This window comes from Acinetobacter sp. ANC_7588, from assembly GCF_056783995.1.
This window is the reverse complement of record NZ_JBWYIU010000001.1, coordinates 347,248-366,129: the sequence shown is the minus strand read 5'-3', so window position 1 is coordinate 366,129 and position 18,882 is coordinate 347,248. Positions and strand designations below refer to the sequence as shown.

Here is an 18,882-nt window from a genome sequence, read left to right as displayed (position 1 = left end):
TGCTGTCTGTTATGACATTTTTTACCTCAAATTTGGTGACTCACGCCAACGCTTTTCAACGTAAAATAAGAGTCTACAGCATCAATTCAACTGATGTAGTTAATAAATTAAAAAAATATTAAAAATCAAAGTTTAATTTTTTACAAAAAATATTGAAAAGCTGACAAATTTATTAACAAAATAATTTTGTGAACGCTCCGTTCAACGAAAATTACGCTTTTTTACAGCAGTTTTGTGAATTGTGACTTGACCGAAATGCCAAACACATTGCAAGATAGGACACCTAAAAATTTTAAATGAAGAGTTATTATAACTTTTCTGAATATTTACTTCTGTTAAAACAGCCGAGGATTACATGAAGGCTCTTGTTGCTGTAAAACGTGTGGTTGATGCCAACGTTAAAGTTCGCGTAAAGCCGGACAATAGTGGGGTTGACCTTACTAACGTTAAAATGTCAATTAACCCATTCTGTGAAATCGCAGTGGAAGAAGCGGTTCGCTTAAAAGAAAAAGGAACTGTTTCAGAAATCGTTGTTGTTTCTATTGGTCCTAAAGAAGCGCAAGAACAAATCCGTTCTGCAATGGCGCTTGGTGCAGACCGCGGTATCCTAGTTGAAGCTGATGACAGCCAACTTGGTGCTTTAGAAGTTGCGAAGATTCTTAAAGGCGTTGTAGACGCTGAACAGCCACAACTTATCCTTCTTGGTAAACAAGCAATTGATGACGACTCTAACCAAGTTGGTCAGATGCTTGGTGCATTACTTGGTGCTGGTCAAGGTACATTTGCTTCAGAAGTTAAAGTTGAAGGCGATAAAGTACAAGTGACTCGTGAAATCGACGGTGGTTTACAAACTGTTGAACTAGCACTTCCAGCGATCATTACGACTGACTTACGTTTGAATGAGCCACGTTATGCTGCTCTACCAAACATCATGAAAGCACGTAAGAAACCGCTTGATACTAAATCTCCTGCAGATTTTGGTGTTAATCCTGCAACTAAGCTTAAGACTGTTAAAGTTGAAGCGCCTGCTGAACGTAAAGCTGGTGTTCAAGTGAAGTCTGTTGATGAGCTTGTTGAAAAACTAAAAAATGAAGCGAAAGTGATCTAATACAGAAGGATAAAAATCATGAGTATTTTAGTAATCGCTGAGCACGACAACAAAGCACTTAACGGTGCAACTTTAAACGTTGTAGCTGCGGCTCAAAAAATCGGTGGTGATATCACTGTATTAGTTGCTGGTTCAGGCGCTCAAGCAGTTGCTGATGAAGCCGCTAAAGCTGCTGGTGTAAGCAAAGTTCTTTTAGCTGACGATGCTGCATATGCAAACCAATTGGCTGAAAATGTAGCGAAGCTTGTTGCTTCAATTGGTACAGGTTATTCACACATTCTTGCGGCGTCTACAACGACGGGCAAAAACGTACTTCCACGTGCTGCAGCACTTCTTGATGTAAGTATGATTACTGACATTATTGCAGTTGATAGTCCTAAAACTTTCAAGCGTCCAATCTATGCTGGTAACGCGATTGCAACTGTAGAGTCTGGTGAATCAGTTGTTGTTGGTACAGTTCGTGGTACAGCGTTTGATGCAGTTGCTGCTGAAGGTGGATCTGCTGCGGTTGAAGCTGCAACTTCTACTGGTGATGCGGGTATTTCTAAGTTCGTATCTGAAGAAATCGTAAAATCAGAACGTCCAGAATTAACAGCAGCTCGCATTGTTGTATCTGGTGGACGTGGTGTAGGTTCTGGTGAGAACTACCATAAAGTACTTGATCCATTAGCTGATAAGCTTGGTGCAGCTCAAGGTGCATCTCGTGCAGCAGTAGATGCTGGTTTCGTTCCAAACGATATGCAAGTTGGTCAAACGGGTAAAATCGTTGCGCCAGACCTTTATATTGCTGTAGGTATCTCTGGTGCGATTCAGCACTTGGCAGGTATGAAAGATTCTAAGGTGATCGTTGCGATCAACAAAGATGAAGAAGCTCCAATTAATGCAGTAGCTGACTACTGGTTAGTAGGTGACTTAAATACAGTGGTTCCAGAATTAGTTTCTAAAATCTAATTCAGCATTGCTGTACTAATGCTCTGATCGAGTAATGATTCATTTCATTTTACTTGGTCAGAGCATTTTTATATTTAATCATCAAAAAAATCTCATAAAACAAAATTATAGATTATTCTCATCAAGGGATCAGAATTTACCGTTTTATATGTTTTTTGTAATTGTGATATGATTCGCCATCATTTTTTAAGCTCATTCATACTTTCAATGTATTAATGAGGGAGTTTGTGTTTTGCTGGTCGACACCCGAATAACATTACCGCTTGTTCTAATCGCGGTCTCATGTTTAATTTTTCCATTATTTAATCAAGTCCATTTCAATGTGTTTGGTATGGAAGACGTGCGTCTGATTGAAAATTTACAGGCTCTTTTATTGTTGTCCTTTGCAGTTATTAGCTATTTTTACATAAAGCCTTTACAGCTTAGAGAAGGTAAGAAAGAGTTTTGGCTTTGGGCTGTTTGCTGGTGGGTTTTATTGTTTGGTCGTAGTACCAGTTGGGGGCGAGATTATTTCCCTGATGTCCCAAAAATCTATTTTCGAGGTATCTCAATTGTATTGATTGGGTCTGTGGTTTTTCCACTATTGAACCAAAAATTACGCACAGAGATTGTGAACAAGTTTAAGACAGCTATTATCCCAGTTTGGGCCTTGGTTTTGGCTGTGATTGGGCTCGTTGTTTCTGATGCGATAGAGCATCATCGCTTTATAGGGATGCTCCTGCTCACAGAAAATAGTAATGAAAGCTTACTCGAAGAGCTGTATGAGTTTCCGTTGATTTTAAGCTTATTTGCAATTTCTTTTAGTTTAATGAAAGCGGACAAGCGCGAACTTCATCATTGAAGAATATTCATGTATTTATAAAGATCCTTACGAGGATCTTTTTTATGTATAAGTAGCAAAAAAGTGATTTTTATCATTCATTTTAGGGCAATACTGTTTAAGAATTTTGTGTTGAAAATTTAGTCATTTTTATGAATAAAATTAAACAGATCATCCATAAAATTTAGGGACAAAAATACGGATTTGTGCTATAATTTTCGGCTGAGTTTTAGAATTTAGCTCCATAGATTTTGGGCTAATTTTTTGCAAGATTGATTATATAAATCGAGCAGTTTCTTCAAGCTGTTTGTAATAAGGAGTATGCATGAGCGTATCGGAAATTCGACCGATTGCCATTGAGGATGAACTGAAGAGCTCATATCTCGACTATGCTATGAGTGTCATTGTCTCTCGTGCACTACCAGACGTTAGAGATGGTTTAAAGCCAGTTCATCGCCGTGTTCTTTATGCGATGCATGAGCTTGGAAATGATTATAACAAAGCTTACAAAAAATCAGCGCGTGTCGTTGGTGATGTAATCGGTAAATACCACCCTCATGGTGACTCTGCTGTATACGAAACAATCGTTCGTATGGCACAAGATTTCAGTTTACGTTATCAGTTGGTTGATGGTCAGGGTAACTTCGGCTCTGTTGATGGTGACAGTGCAGCAGCGATGCGTTATACCGAAGTGCGTATGCGTAAATTAACGCATGAACTGTTAGCTGATTTAGAAAAAGATACAGTAGAGTGGGAAGATAACTACGACGGTTCAGAGCGTATCCCACAAGTTATGCCAACTCGTGTGCCAAATTTACTCATTAATGGTGTCACGGGTATTGCTGTAGGTATGGCAACCAATATGGCGCCGCATAATATGACTGAAGTGGTCAATGCGTGTTTAGCCTATGCCAATAATCCGAATATCAGTATTGAAGGATTGATGGAACATATTTCGGGTCCAGACTTTCCTACAGGCGGTATCATTTACGGTAAATCGGGTATTGTTGATGCTTACCGTACTGGTAAAGGTCGTTTATTTATTCGTGGTAAGTACCATTTAGAAGAAGACCAAAAAACAGGTCGCACGACGATTGTATTCACTGAAATTCCATATCAAGTGAACAAAGCAAAAACGATTGAACGTATTGCTGAACTTGTGAAAGAGAAGAAGCTCGAAGGTATTTCAGAGTTACGCGATGAATCTGATAAAGAAGGGATGCGTATTGCAATTGACTTAAAGCGTGGTGAAAACGCTGAAGTAATTGTCAATAATTTATTCCAAAATACTCAGCTTCAAAATTCATTCAGTATTAATATGGTTTGCTTGGATAATGGCCAGCCAAAGCTGATGAATTTAAAGGACATCATTGCTGCTTTCATTCGCCATCGTCAAGAAGTTGTAACACGTCGTACGATGTTCGAATTACGTAAAGCGCGTGAACGTGGTCATATCTTGGAAGGTTTAACGGTTGCTTTAGCAAATATTGATGCCATCATTGAAACCATTAAAACCTCTGCGAATCCGCAAGAAGCACGTGAACGTTTGCAAGCAGGAGAATGGTCTGCAGGTGGCGTAGTTGCTTTATTAGAAAAAGCAGGTTCAGTTTCTGTTCGCCCAGATGAAATTGAAGGCGAAGATCCTAATAAACCGTTTGGATTATCTGGCAATATTTATCGTCTCTCACCAACTCAAGTGGGTGCAATTTTAGAATTACGTTTGCATCGTTTAACTGGTTTAGAACAAGATAAGTTGCATGCAGAATATTCTGAAATTTTGGCACAAATTGCAGAGTTGACAGCAATTCTTAATGATTTTGAATTGTTGATGAATGTGATTCGTGAAGAGCTTGCACTTATTCTTCAGCAATACGGTGATGAGCGTCGTACTGCGATTGTAGAATCTCGTGTAGATTTCTCTCGTGAGGATTTAATTCCAGAAGAACAAGTTGTTTTAACCGTTTCTCAATCAGGCTATGCGAAAACACAGCCACTTTCTGATTATGCTGCGCAACGTCGTGGTGGGCGTGGTAAATCAGCAACGTCTATGAAAGAAGATGATTACATTCAACATTTGATTGTGACATCTAACCATGCAACAGTTTTATGCTTTACCAATGTCGGCAAAGTCTATCGCTTAAAAGTTTTTGAAGTGCCTCAAGCTTCTCGTGGTGCAAAAGGTCGTCCTATGGTGAACTTATTGCCATTAGATGAAAATGAGACAATTACTGCTATTCTGCCAGTGATTGATGCACCGAAGAAATTTAAAGAACGTCTAGCCGATTTCCGTCAGTTTGTTAAATCTCATCAAGCTCAATTACAGCAAAACGAAATCATTGCTGCACACTATGATGCATTAGAAAAATCATTTGCTGATCTAGCAGATGGTGACGATCTATCGGACGAATTGCGTACACATCTGAAAGAGTTAGGAGTTGAATTATCAACTACAGATCTTGATGATGAAGTAGTAGTTGAATTTGCTGAGCTTGCAGAAAACTTACGTAAAAACTTCTATGTCTTTATGGCAACTGAATACGGTACGATCAAGCGAGTTGAACTTGAGCAGTTCTCTAATGTACGTTCAAATGGTTTACGTGCAATCGAGTTAGCTGGAGATGACCGTTTAATTGGTGTTGCGATTACTGACGGTGAACAACAAATTATGTTGTTCTCGAATGAAGGTAAAGCGATTCGATTTGCAGAAACTGATGTACGTGCCATGGGTCGTTCTGCGAAAGGTGTACGTGGTATGCGTGTCACCATTGGATTGGCTCAAGCGGAAGAAATTGAAGATAATGATGTAGATTCAGAAGATGAAGATACAGATTCTAATTTCCTAAGCCGTATTGTTTCATTAGTCGTTGTTCCGGAAACAGGTGAAGTGCTTTGTGCTTCAGCAAATGGTTACGGTAAGCGTACGCCAGTGGATGACTTCCCGACCAAGAAACGTGGTGGTAAAGGCGTCATTGCGATCAAGACATCAGATCGTAACGGAGAGTTAGTCGGTGCTGTAGCGATCGATGTTAGCAAAGAAGTTATGCTGATTTCTGATGGTGGTACGCTAGTACGTACTCGTGCATCTGAAATTGCTCAGACGGGTCGTAATGCACAAGGTGTACGTTTAATCCGCTTAGGTGAAAACGAGACATTGGTTGGTGTTGAAGCGATTGAAGCTGTTGAGGAAGATGATTTTATAGAATCAGTTGAAGGTGAAGAGGCTTCAATTGAATCTAATGAATCAGTAGATACTCAAGAAATTGATACGACTGATAGCGATGAAAAATCTACAGATGAATAATTTGTAGGAATTAAAAAAGGACGCTGAAGCGTCCTTTTTTAATTAACAATAGTCTAAAAAAGAATTTTAATTAAAAATGAAACTCAAATTTAATTATAGCTTGCTGATTGTAATAGCACTGTTTATAACAGCATGTAGTGAACCCTTTCATTTCAGCTGAATGAAGGAGAGAGGGGAATCTGAGGAATATTGTTCATAAACAAAACATTCAGCTGTAAATACTGATGCGCTTTATAATGCAGTTCAAGATAAAAATAATGAAATGGTTGTTGAAATTGTAGATCAAGATATAAAAGATGGATTTTTATTACTCAGTCATTTTAAAAGAGTCAGCTATGAATGGTATGGTGAGATGTTTTAAGTGTTCGCTTGAAATGAAAGACAATACAACGAAATAGTCATAATAAATTTTGTCAGATTGAGAGCTGTTGTAGTGAGCGATTTAAACTTACTAACTACGGTGTCTCTCAAAATATAGTAAACATAAATCTCTGATAAATGTAGAGCTTATTGAAAAAATAGCTTTAGTGTGAAAACAAGATTGAAATTATTTAAGTTGAATATACTGCAAGCTATGGTTATCTGTGGTTAAATGCCATCATTTTATTGTGTTTCACTCTGAAAGGAAAAATCATGCGCGCGTACAACTTCTGTGCTGGTCCTGCTGCATTACCTACTGCTGTATTAGAAAAAGCTCAAGCTGAGATGCTTGATTGGCAGGGTAAGGGCCTATCAATCATGGAAATGAGTCATCGTAGTGCAGACTACGTCGCTGTTGCTGAAAAAGCAGAAGCAGACTTACGCAAGTTGATGAATATTCCTGAGAACTACAAAGTGCTTTTCTTACAGGGTGGTGCTTCTCTACAATTCTCTGCGATTCCATTGAATCTATTAGGGAAAAATAACAAAGCAGATTATATCCATACTGGCATTTGGTCTGAAAAAGCTTTAAAAGAAGCAAAACGTTATGGCGAAATTAACGTGATCGAAGCTGGTATTAAAGATGCAGATGGTAATCTTGCAATTTCTGATGAAAGTACATGGAATTTATCTGCTGATGCTGCCTATGTTCATTATGCAGATAACGAAACGATTGGTGGTATTCAATTTAAAAATATCCCAACTACGGATAAACCACTGGTTGCAGATTTATCTTCTAGTATTTTGTCGGCACCAATTGATGTTTCAAAATTCGGTCTTATTTACGCGGGTGCGCAAAAAAATATTGGTCCTGCTGGTTTAACATTGGTAATCATTCGTGATGATTTATTAGATCAGGCAAAAGAAGAAATTCCGAGCATTTTGAAGTATTCAGCGCAAGCGAAGAACGATTCTATGGTGAATACACCTTCTACTTATGCTTGGTATTTATCAGGCTTAGTATTTGAATGGTTGCTTGAACAGGGTGGTGTAGAAGCAATTCATCAAGTGAACCAACAAAAAGCTGAATTGTTGTATGGTTATATTGATTCAAGTGACTTCTATGCAAATCCAATTGCGAAAGAATATCGTTCAATTATGAATGTGCCATTTACATTGGCGAAGCCTGAACTTGAAAAGCAATTCCTGAAAGAAGCAGAGGAAAATAATTTGTTAAATCTTGCAGGACATCGTTCAGTAGGTGGTATGCGTGCGAGTATTTACAATGCAGTGCCACTTGAAGGTGTACAAGCACTTGTGAAATTTATGGATGATTTTGCGAAGCGTAATGCATAAAATCAGTTCGTAAAAAAGCCTGTCATATGACAGGCTTTTTTATGTGTCTAAAACGTAGATGAAAGTAATCAACGCTAATTTATTAAAATGCTGGAATAAGATTGGTAAAGTGGAAAATAAAAGCAGCGAGGAAAACACCTAAGAAAAAGAAACAGTAAGCACCCTTGTCTACACGAATACGAGGGCGTGCTTGTTCCATTAAGCCTGTTGATTGTTCCGGTATAATTTTCATCTAGGAGCCTAAATATTACTTTATAGTTAAATCCTATTTATTTGATGTATTTTTAGCATAAATATTCGCCTGAATCCATATATTTCCACGAATATATTGACCAATTTCGAAATTTTTATAATTCTCATCCTTAGTCGCGATACGAATAAGTGTAGCAGGTTGGTTTTCTTCCAAAATAAGTGTTACATCATAAAGTTGATAAAATTGATCGTTGAACTGCATTTGGGTCTTGCCAACCACTTTTCCTTGGAACCAGGCCTCATCTTCCTGACCCATGGTTTCACCGTACAAGTAAGCCACCATTTTCGAAAAATCGACCGTTACAGGTTCTTTATCGGCATCTGATTTAGGTTCCCAAGCATCGATCAGCTGCTGTAAATTGTCTGGCGCTACACCATTGTGTTCACTCAAAATTTCATTTAAAGCACGATGGTGTTTAATTGAAGCTGGATCATCTACAACAATTTGTTCTTGATCAGCAACCTTTTCTAGCTCATAAGCCCACGCATTTAATTGGACTTTATAAGATTGATTTTTTTGGTATTGAATTTGGTTCACGCTGTATAAGCTATCAAAAGCATAAACCACACTGTTATCACTGACTTTTAATTGTAACACTGCTTGCGTGTTGGACTTACAAGTAATGATACGTTCAATCGTTGCGTTTAACGTATAAGGACTATCAAAAGTAGGGAAGGCTGTTTTGACTGCTTTAGGTTTATTGTCTTCTACAGCAATAACTTGAACCAATTGGATAGGTTGTTGTTTAGGTCCTTGAATTAGCCAAACATTCGGATCCATATCTTGTTCTTCAGCACAAATCCCCATCGGCATGACAGGTGCATTTAGTGCTTCACTCAACCATTTTGGAACCTGAACAGTCGGATCATCAGTTAACAGCGCCCAATGTTCTACATGGCTACCAAAGCTTTGATCTTCTATCGTAATAATTTCAGGTTTGTTTTGATTGTTCATATGCTCATTCTAAGATTGAGTGAATTACTTTATGTAATATCGAGGATAATTGATATTTTTCAAGTCTTGAATTGTTTTTTCTTTATGCAATCCAAAAGTTTAACGTGGCATAAATGAAAAAGAGCACCTAAGTGCTCTATGGGAATCATGAGTTAGAACTTAAATGTAACATCTGCAATGAATTGACGACCGATTTCAGGACTTGGTGTTGGTGTCACGGAGGATGTATTGGAAGAAAAATACTCATTTTTACGGTTAAGTACATTATTAATGGTTAAACCAAAAATAGTTTGCGTATTTTTTGAACTCGGTATTGTATAGGTAGTACGCATATCCCAATGCAAAGCATTTTTCGTTTTATATGCAGTGTAAGTGTCATATTTCATACCATCGAGTTCATAGACAAATTCAGTTTTACTGGTACTCAGGGTTTTTTTCATACCTGGTGTCCCTGCACGATAGCTAAGATAATGATTAATATTTAAAGGAATATTATTAAAACCAATATTCCAATCTAGTCTAACTGTCCATGGTGTATTGAAATTATCAGTGGGTTTATCTTCAGCATTAATCAGTTTGCCATCATAATAAATTTGTGATGTACCTGTGTAGTAGTTGCTTTCATAGCTATCAAAATTACGATTTGTATCTGTCATATCGGCATTTAGGCTTAAATAATGCACAGAATTTTTAAATACAAGTGGTTTAATATTTTTTAAAGAGAACGTTAATATTTCAGCTTCAGATTTTCCTGAGTTGTTATAAGACTTATTACCTTGCTGCTGGCGTAATTGGTCTTTGTTCTCTCGCTGAACATATTTTAAACCAGTATTGATGTTCCAAATATTGGTGTTAAAAGCAAATACAGATTCATCTGAAAACGGCGTATCCAGCTCTGACCTTGATTTGAAGGATGGCATATACGTCGGATCGAGTTCCCAACCTTCAGAAAGACTATTTCTCTTAAATTTTGTCTGTAATCGACCTCGTTGATCTTGTAATTCGTTGGCGAATGCGTTTAAACCATAATAGCGATTCCAACCAGCCGTGATAAATAATTGATCATTGCCAAATGGCTTCACAACAAATGAACTACGAGGTGCAATATTTGTATTTTGAGTCAGTGAATCATAATCAGCTCTTAAGCCTAAACTAGATTGAATAAATGGATTAACATAAATTGAATCTTCGAGATATGCATGCCAACGATCTTGGCGTACATTGATTTGTCCTGCATCATATTTAAATCGTTGCGTTAAATATTGCCCGTCAATTGAATTGCCTTCGTCACAAGCATCATAACGACGACCATCAGAAGCGTAACAGTTTAAGTTTTCAATATTTTTTGAAGCGATAGTAGTTGTGTAATAGTTATTAGAAACTTCAGGTCTTTCCCAATACGCTTCATAATGACCATAACCTGCACCCACTTTGAGTTGGTGTGATGAGTTCGCAAACTTTATTGGTTCAAATAAGGCTTTGATTGAGTATTCCAGTTTTTTTTCTTCTTGTGATAATGAACCATAGTTTCCATAAGATTGCGTACTTAAATTCGGATTCCAATTTTTTGTTGATGATCGAGCCCACACGTACGCATCCTGTTCTGCCTCTCGCGAGCTATTTTGTGTTTGATAATTAAGTTGTTGTTCTAACCGAACAGCATTTAATTTATTTTGTAAATTGATATAAATACTTTGGCTATCAGATATTTGCGTGTTTTCTGAGTTTAAAAATGTAGCATTGAAGTATTCACCTTTATTTTCAAATAGCTGAGTTCCTATTTTTAATGAGGTTTTATCTGAAGGTGTGTAGAAGAGTTCAACACCATAATTGCTCGCAGCACGTGTTTGGTCTAATTCTGCTGGCTCAATAAAATTCGTTTTTAATGTAATTAAGGAATGTCGAAAAGAGCCAAAAGCATTGAAGCCTAATTGGTCTGTGAGATTACCATACAGTGTTGCACTGACTCCTTGTTTAGTAAAGAAAGGTTGATTTTTTTCACTGTTGGAGGTTTCAAATTCCTGTTGGCTTTCTGGATCAGGAAAGTTGATTTTAGACCAAGAATCAGATGTATAATCATAGGTAATATTACCGTGAATTTTGCCTACCTCAGTTTTTGGTGCGCAGGTTTCTGCGCTCACTACACCGCCAGTAAATTCACCATATTCAGCGCTCACATTGCTATCAAGGAGTTTAATATTACAAATCAGGTCTGCATTGACTGCAACAGCTTGACTAGAGCCGAGTAGTTCATTATTTGAGTTCGATGTTGTTGCACCCACAGGGTTAATATTATTGTTAATGCTCATCCCATTGATTAGAAATTTATTTTCATAGGGTAAACCGCCATTGATGCTAATTTCGGCTGGGCTAAGTTCACCTTGTTGTAAGCCACTTTTAAAATTATTACCAAATTGCACATTAGGATTTACTTTTAAAAAATCAGTAATGTTCTTAGAACTATTGGGTGTCTTGTCTAAGTCATCCTTCGTATAAAGGGTTTTTCCAACTTCTTGTTGCTCAGTTGCATTCGTTACAATTGTATTGAGTTTGATTGAATCATCATTAGCTGTTGAATTTATTTCTGTTTCATTTGCACAAACTGTAGTTGAGAGAATCGTAAGAATGGCTAAATTTAATTTTGAGCGTACAAATGACATGATTTAACATTGAGAGAATAAAAACGATAGCGATTATCATTTAATAATACTTATTTCACAATATTAATGAGAATAATTATCAATACTATATTCCGATTAACATAATATAAAAAAGCGATAGTTAAAAATTGGAACAAAAAGCCCCAATACTTTTCAATTAAGATCAATCCACAGGATGATCAAGATTTCTAAAATATTGGGGTATTTAAAGATTTTTACTCTGAAACGAGTGTTTCAAGTAAATGGGGCGCTAATTTATTTAAAATATAGCAGAATAATTCAGCTGTTTTCTGTGTGTCATACAAAGCAGAGTGGGCTTCTTTACCATCAAACTCGATGCCAGCTTGAATACATGATTTAGCCAAAACAGTTTGTCCGAACATCACAGCACTCAAAGTCACCGTATCAAAAACCGAGAAACTATGAAATGGATTTTGATTCTTAGTTCCAGTACGTGCAATTGCCGCTTTTAAAAAACCAAGATCAAAATGAGCATTGTGTCCAACTAGCACAGCATGTGTGCATTGTTGTTGTTTGCGTACCTCGTTAATTGCTTTGAACATACGTTTGAGTGCAGACTTTTCATCTTCTGCCATCGCTACACGCATTGGATTAAATGGATCAATTCCAATGAAGTCGAGTGAGCGACGATCTAAATTTGCACCTTCAAATGGATTGATGTGTGCATGATGCGCTTGACCAGGTACAAACTTTCCAGATTCGTCGTAAATGATTGGAATACATGCTATTTCAAGCAATGCATCGGTATCCGCATTAAAACCAGCTGTTTCCACGTCAACAACCACGGGTAGGAACCCGCGGAAGCGTTGACCGATGACAGGTAATGTTTCAGTGGTCACACTTTTCTCCATTGAATTGTTTTACCTGCATAAAGAGGAATGATCTGTTCGCCATCTAAATATTCAAGGCTTTCAGGAATCACTTGATCTTCTTTGATCAATGTAATGGTTTCAGTATTACGAGGTAAACCATAGAAATCCGCACCAAAGAATGAAGCGAAACCTTCAAGACGTTCAATTTTACCGACCTGATCGAATGCTTGAGCATACAATTCAATTGCAGTTGGAGCGCTATAGCATCCCGCACATCCACAGGCATTTTCTTTCGCATTTTTAGAATGCGGAGCGCTGTCAGTACCTAAGAAAAATTTAGGGTTGCCACTTGTTGCGACTTCTAACAAAGTTTGCTGATGTGTCTGGCGTTTTAAAATTGGCAAACAATAGAAATGCGGTTTAACACCACCAACCAACATGTCATTGCGATTGAATAACAAATGTTGTGGTGTAATCGTCGCTGCCACATTGCGATCTTGCTCAAGTACAAAATGTGCAGCTTCGCTTGTGGTGATATGTTCTAAAACTAATTTCAATTTTGGAAATTGTTTAAGCAGCGGTGCTAAAACTTCATCTAAGAAACGTTTTTCACGATCGAAAATATCAACATGATGATGTGTTACTTCGCCGTGGAGTAAGAGAGGAACCTGATGTTCTTCAAGTTGTTCAATGACGCTATACACTTTACGTATATCACTAACGCCATTATCAGAATTTGTGGTTGCTCCAGCAGGGTAAAGCTTAATTGCATTTACATATGGAGAGTTTTTAATTTTTTGTACTTCTTCAGGAGAAGTATGATCCGTAAAGTAGAGCACCATACGAGGATCGAATTTTACATTTTCAGGAACATGCGCCATGATTCTTTCACGATAAGCATGTGCTTCTTCCACAGTTTTTACAGGTGGAACTGTATTCGGCATACAGATTGCGCGATGAAATTGCTTCGCCAAATCAGGAACAGTACGTTGAAGTGCTAAACCATCTCTTAAATGAGCGTGCCAATCATCTGGCTGGATTAAAGTGATCGTATTCAAGGCAAGTCTTACTGAAAAAATAACATAGATGATAATCGATATTGCTTGAAATTGATAACGACAAAAGCCGATAAAAGGGGTTTTACATCTATTTGTGCTGATTAATATGGAAATGAGGCATACGTTAGATGAATGAGTCATTATCCATCTAGGGAACAATGATAGATTTTAACGACCAAATAAAAAACCGCGCTCAAAGCGCGGTTTTTTTTAGGACTAAACTAAATCTTAGTTTTTGTCTTTAAGTTGTGGAACAGCAGAACCTGTACCGACAGCAAGTAAACCTGCACCAGTATAGATTCCTAACTTAGCGCGAGTATCTGTAATGTCTAGGTTACGCATGGTTAATTGACCAATACGATCCATTGGAGTGAATACAGAATCACCTTTTTCCATGGTTAAGCGTTCAGCTTCGTATGTAAGGTTCTCAGATTCAGTGTTCATAATAGTGTAATCGTTACCACGACGAAGTTCTAAAGTCACAGTACCTGTGATTGCTTTAGCAACCCAACGTTGAGCAGTTTCACGAAGCATAAGCGCTTGAGAGTCGAACCAACGACCTTGGTAAAGTAAACGACCTAAACGTAAACCGTTGATGCGGTACTGTTCAATGGTATCTTCGTTATGAATACCAGTTACAAGACGTTCGTAAGCAATGTGTAGAAGTGCCATACCTGGAGCTTCATAAATACCACGAGATTTCGCTTCGATGATACGGTTTTCGATTTGGTCAGACATACCTAGACCATGACGACCACCGATACGGTTCGCTTCAAGAATTAACTCAACTGGATCTTCAATACGTTGACCGTTAAGTGCAACAGGGAAGCCTTCTTCAAATGTGATTGAAACTTCTTCAGGTGCGATTTCAACGTCTTCTTTCCAGAAAGCAACACCCATAATTGGTTCAACGATTTTGATACCAGCATCAAGATACTCAAGATCTTTCGCTTCGTGAGTTGCACCAAGCATGTTTGAGTCTGTTGAGTATGCTTTTTCTTTTGACATTTTATAGTCAAAACCGTTGTCGATGAGGAACTGTGACATTTCTGCACGGCCACCAAGTTCATCGATAAATGTTTGGTCTAACCAAGGTTTGTAAATTTTAAGTGCTGGGTTCGTTAATAGACCATAACGGTAGAAACGCTCAATGTCGTTACCTTTATAAGTAGATCCGTCACCCCAAATGTTGACGTCATCTTCTTTCATCGCAGTAACAAGCATTGTACCTGTGACTGCACGACCAAGTGGCGTTGTATTGAAGTAAGGTACACCACCTGTAGAGATATGGAATGCGCCACATTGAATTGCTGCAATACCTTCTAATGCAAGTTGTAAACGGCAATCCACTAAGCGTGCTTTAACAGCGCCATAAGCTTCAGCTTTCTTTGGAATAGCATCGTAATCATCTTCATCTGGCTGACCTAAGTTTGCTGTATACGCATAAGGTTCAGCACCTTTTTGTTTCATCCACAATAGAGCTGCAGAAGTATCAAGACCACCAGAGAAGGCAATACCAACTTTTTTGCCTACAGGTACATTCTGTAAGATAGTTGCATTATCAGACATTGTTCATCCTAACGATAGAATATAGGCACCTAGAAAATTGGTAACCTGAAAAATATATTTCTTCAATTGTAGCACTTTTCATTGGTAATTTTTTTTAAAAAAAGATACGTGGTGCAAAAATATTAGAATAAGTAGCAATATTTCGTCGAAACTCAGAAGTAATAGGTAGTGCTTAATCTAATTCATGATTTCTTCTTGAAAATAATACAGTGCATTTATGAAGATTTTTATGCATCAATTTATTTTATTGCAATTTTTCAAAGAGAACTTAGTGAAAAATATTTTTTATAAGTGATTGAATATTAATATCTAATTTCATGGTTGGTAATTTATTATAGAAAAAGACAAAAAATTGCCATAAACAGTTATGAAAAAAGAAGTATAGTTTTATGCAACAAGTTGCAAAGCCCATAAAATAAGGAATTGCCATGACAACTCGCTATGCAAATATATTAAAACCTCTTGATCTTGGTTTCACTAGCCTAAAAAATCGTGTCGTGATGGGATCGATGCATACCGGTCTAGAAGATCGTTTTTATAACTATCCTAAATTAGCAGCATATTTTGGTGAGCGTGCTAAAGGGGGCGTAGGTCTCATCATTACAGGTGGTATTTCCCCTAACCGTCAGGGCTGGCTGCTTCCAGCTGGTGGCACAATGAATACCTTAGGTGATGTTGCCCCACACCGATTAGTGACACATGCAGTTCATAAACATGGTGCAAAAATTTTAATGCAAATTTTGCATTCAGGGCGTTATGGTTATCAACCATTTGTGGTTTCTGCAAGCCCAATAAAATCGCCGATCTCACCATTTAAACCACGTCAGATGTCAGAAAAACAAATTCTGGATACGATTCAAGATTATGCGGCTACAGCAAGTATCGCGAAAAAAGCTGGCTATGATGGTGTCGAAATCATGGGATCAGAAGGCTATTTGCTGAACCAATTTATGAGTCGTCATGTCAATCAGCGTACAGACCAATGGGGCGGGGAAATAGAAAACCGTATGCGCTTTGCAGTTGAAATTGTTAAGGCAATTCGCGCGAAAGTTGGCGAAAAATTTATCATTTGTTTCCGTTTATCTATGCTCGATTTAGTTCATGACGGTAATACAATGAATGAAGTGATCACGGTTGCCAAAGCGCTAGAAGAAGCGGGTATCACATTATTGAATACAGGTATTGGTTGGCATGAAGCTCGTGTGCCAACAATTGTAACCTCTGTTCCTCGTGCGGCATTTGTAGATTATACCGCAGAGGTGAAAAAACATGTGTCTGTGCCTGTGATTGCATCCAACCGAATCAATATGCCTGAAACTGCCGAAGTTATTTTGGCTGAAGGTAAAGCCGACATGATTCAAATGGCTCGACCATTATTGGCAGATGCTTTCTGGGTGAATAAAACTGCGACTAATCGTGTTGATGAAATCAATACGTGTATTGCGTGTAATCAGGCTTGTTTGGATCATACTTTCAAAAATAAACGTGCAACATGTTTAGTGAATCCACGTGCAGCCTATGAAACTGAACTGGTTTATTTAAAAACCAAGAAGCCAAAAAAAGTAGCTGTTGTGGGTGGTGGTGTAGCTGGAATGTCGGCAGCGACCGTTGCTGCCAGTCGTGGTCATCAGGTTACTTTATTTGAAGCCACTAATGATGTAGGGGGACAATTCAACTTAGCGAAAGTTGTTCCTGGGAAAGAAGAGTTTCATGAAACCATTCGCTATTTTAAAGTCCAAATTGAGCGCACTGGGGTTGAACTTCGTTTAAATACTAAAGTTAATCGTGAACAGCTTGAGCGTGAAGGCTTTGATGAGGTGATTGTTGCGACAGGCGTTGTACCACGTGCATTGAAGATCGAAGGAAGTGATGCACCACAAGTTTTATCTTATGCAGAAGTATTAAGAGGTGCGCCTGTGGGGCAAAAGGTAGCAGTAATTGGTGCTGGTGGTATTGGATTTGATGTGTCAGAGTTTTTATTAAAACCTGAACATCAGCCACAGCCACAACCTTTGGCAGAATGGAAACGTGAGTGGGGAGTTGATCCTGATGTTCAGTATGTTTCTGAAGGTGGTTTACAACCTGCTGAAGTGGATCATCCAGTTCGCGAAATATATTTATTGCAACGTAAGACAACGCCTTTGGGTATAGGATTAGGTAAAACCTCTGGTTGGGTTCATCGTGCCCAATTAAAAAAACATCATGTGAAAATGTTGCGTGGCGTTCAATATAAATCAGTGAGTGATGAAGGTCTGTGGATCGAAGTTGGTGGGCATGATCAATTATTACGAGTCGATACTATCGTTGTTTGTGCAGGGCAGGAATCTGTTAAAGAGATTATGCCATCAGAGACTGAAACAACTTTAGCGAAATATCACATTATTGGTGGTGCAAAGCTTGCTGCTGAGCTTGACGCTAAGCGTGCGATTCGTGAAGGTGCTGAAATTGCAGCCAAAATTTAATAAATTTGAATCATTTGGTGAAACTATATTCACTTGAATGGTTTGATTGTAATTTTTACTTGTCATGATATGAAAAGCTTCGTATTATGGCGCACATGGAAGCGTGGCAGAGCGGTTTAATGCACCGGTCTTGAAAACCGACGAGGGTGTGAGTCCTCCGTGAGTTCGAATCTCACCGCTTCCGCCAAATTCAAAAGCCCTGACAGATGTCAGGGCTTTTTTTATGAGCGAAATAATATTGCCTCATTGCCTCATATTGAATATTTAGAATTATGACGGGATCATGACAGAATTTGTCTAAATCAAAAATTTCATAATATCGCTTTAATATATATAAATATTTTAAAAATTATTAATTTTATAGAGTAATTTAGCTAAATTTTTCAAAATTCATAGTTACAAAAAAATACATGAATAATTAATTAATAATAAATAAAGAGTTAAAGATAAATTTACAAATGTGAAATGGTTTTAATGAAAATGGCAAAATGTGACTTTATTTACACTTATTTTGTAATGTAATACCATGCTTTTGCAATTTTTTGCATATCAATCGACATTTTTTAAACATCCCACCATTCCCCGAATTAGAGTAAGACTAATGAAAAAAATCGCATTATTTTCAGCAGTTTTATTAGCTACGATTGCACAAGCAAATGCAGCTGATGGAACAATTACAATCAACGGTTTAGTTACAGATAAGACTTGTGACATTGTAACGCCACAAGGCAAAAACTTTACTGTGACTCTACCTACAGTTTCAAAACAAACGCTCGCTACAGCTGGTGAAGTCGCTGGTCGTACACCGTTCACGATCAATCTAAGTGATTGTTCAGAAGGTAAAGTCGCAACTTATTTCGAACCTGGTGCAACGGTCGATTTCAACACTGGTCGTTTAAATAACCAAGATGCTAATGGTGCTAAAAACGTACAAGTTCAATTGTTAGGAAGCAACAACCAACCTATTTTAGTTCAGCAGGCTGGTGCGAATGGTGCGCAAACTAACTCTCAGTGGGTTGATGTTGTCGATGGTGGAACTGCTGCACTTGACTACTATGCAGAATACTATGCGACTGGTGCTTCTACAGCAGGTCCTGTAACTACTTCAGTTCAATACACGATTATTTATCAATAATTTGTTTTGAAAATAGAGTTAAGTTATTGATTAACTTGGCTCTAATCAAATGTATTAAGTAG

General features: G+C 37.8%; 13 protein-coding genes and 1 tRNA gene. 8 read left to right on the top strand and 6 right to left on the bottom strand.

From position 1 onward, the window contains the following. The first annotated feature begins 355 nt into the window (after positions 1–355). The 5 genes from AC1M9J_RS01750 (at position 356) to serC (ending at position 7,896) form a co-directional block, all read left to right on the top strand. Positions 356–1,108, top strand: coding sequence for an electron transfer flavoprotein subunit beta/FixA family protein (locus AC1M9J_RS01750; protein ID WP_035266425.1), 753 nt, complete (start codon positions 356–358; stop codon positions 1,106–1,108). Positions 1,109–1,126: 18 nt separating this feature from the next. Next, the gene (locus AC1M9J_RS01745; RefSeq protein WP_481951752.1) at positions 1,127–2,059 is read left to right on the top strand and encodes an FAD-binding protein; all 933 of its coding nucleotides are present in this window, start codon (positions 1,127–1,129) and stop codon (positions 2,057–2,059) included. 232 nt (positions 2,060–2,291) lie between these two features. Further along, positions 2,292–2,900: a hypothetical protein gene (locus AC1M9J_RS01740; protein WP_035266431.1), complete on the top strand. Its 609-nt coding sequence runs from the start codon at positions 2,292–2,294 to the stop codon at positions 2,898–2,900. A 304-nt stretch (positions 2,901–3,204) separates the two neighbouring features. Continuing rightward, positions 3,205–6,180: a DNA gyrase subunit A gene (gyrA, locus tag AC1M9J_RS01735; protein ID WP_481951751.1), complete on the top strand. Its 2,976-nt coding sequence runs from the start codon at positions 3,205–3,207 to the stop codon at positions 6,178–6,180. A gap of 633 nt (positions 6,181–6,813) precedes the next feature. Then, positions 6,814–7,896 (top strand): 3-phosphoserine/phosphohydroxythreonine transaminase, encoded by a 1,083-nt coding sequence (serC, locus tag AC1M9J_RS01730; protein ID WP_035266433.1) that lies wholly within the window; start codon positions 6,814–6,816, stop codon positions 7,894–7,896. An 82-nt stretch (positions 7,897–7,978) separates the two neighbouring features. Here serC and AC1M9J_RS01725 read toward each other — a convergent pair whose 3' ends face one another. From AC1M9J_RS01725 to argG, 6 genes are all read right to left on the bottom strand, one after another. Then, complete coding sequence (locus AC1M9J_RS01725; protein WP_171076764.1) at positions 7,979–8,128, bottom strand: hypothetical protein; 150 nt, start codon at positions 8,126–8,128, stop codon at positions 7,979–7,981. 33 nt (positions 8,129–8,161) lie between these two features. Beyond that, entirely contained in the window at positions 8,162–9,103 is a 942-nt protein-coding gene (locus AC1M9J_RS01720; RefSeq protein ID WP_035266435.1) for a hypothetical protein, read from the bottom strand. A gap of 152 nt (positions 9,104–9,255) precedes the next feature. Continuing rightward, positions 9,256–11,763: a TonB-dependent receptor plug domain-containing protein gene (locus AC1M9J_RS01715; protein ID WP_481595617.1), complete on the bottom strand. Its 2,508-nt coding sequence runs from the start codon at positions 11,761–11,763 to the stop codon at positions 9,256–9,258. Between the two features lie 215 nt (positions 11,764–11,978). Continuing rightward, entirely contained in the window at positions 11,979–12,635 is a 657-nt protein-coding gene (gene rnt, locus AC1M9J_RS01710; protein ID WP_035266446.1) for a ribonuclease T, read from the bottom strand. Further along, positions 12,620–13,654, bottom strand: coding sequence for a dihydroorotase (gene pyrC / locus AC1M9J_RS01705; protein ID WP_035266516.1), 1,035 nt, complete (start codon positions 13,652–13,654; stop codon positions 12,620–12,622). Before pyrC ends, rnt begins: the two co-directional genes overlap by 16 nt. A gap of 228 nt (positions 13,655–13,882) precedes the next feature. Continuing rightward, positions 13,883–15,223 carry an argininosuccinate synthase gene (gene argG / locus AC1M9J_RS01700; RefSeq protein WP_092765981.1) on the bottom strand — a complete coding sequence of 447 codons (1,341 nt, stop codon included), beginning with the start codon at positions 15,221–15,223 and terminating at the stop codon, positions 13,883–13,885. A gap of 428 nt (positions 15,224–15,651) precedes the next feature. On the opposite strand from argG, the gene AC1M9J_RS01695 reads away from it, so the two are divergent. From AC1M9J_RS01695 to AC1M9J_RS01685, 3 genes are all read left to right on the top strand, one after another. Continuing rightward, positions 15,652–17,685 carry an FAD-dependent oxidoreductase gene (locus tag AC1M9J_RS01695; RefSeq protein WP_481951750.1) on the top strand — a complete coding sequence of 678 codons (2,034 nt, stop codon included), beginning with the start codon at positions 15,652–15,654 and terminating at the stop codon, positions 17,683–17,685. 97 nt (positions 17,686–17,782) lie between these two features. Beyond that, positions 17,783–17,872: transfer RNA gene (locus AC1M9J_RS01690), tRNA-Ser, on the top strand. A 414-nt stretch (positions 17,873–18,286) separates the two neighbouring features. Next, entirely contained in the window at positions 18,287–18,820 is a 534-nt protein-coding gene (locus AC1M9J_RS01685) for a fimbrial protein (protein WP_035266450.1), read from the top strand. Positions 18,821–18,882: the final 62 nt, after the last annotated feature.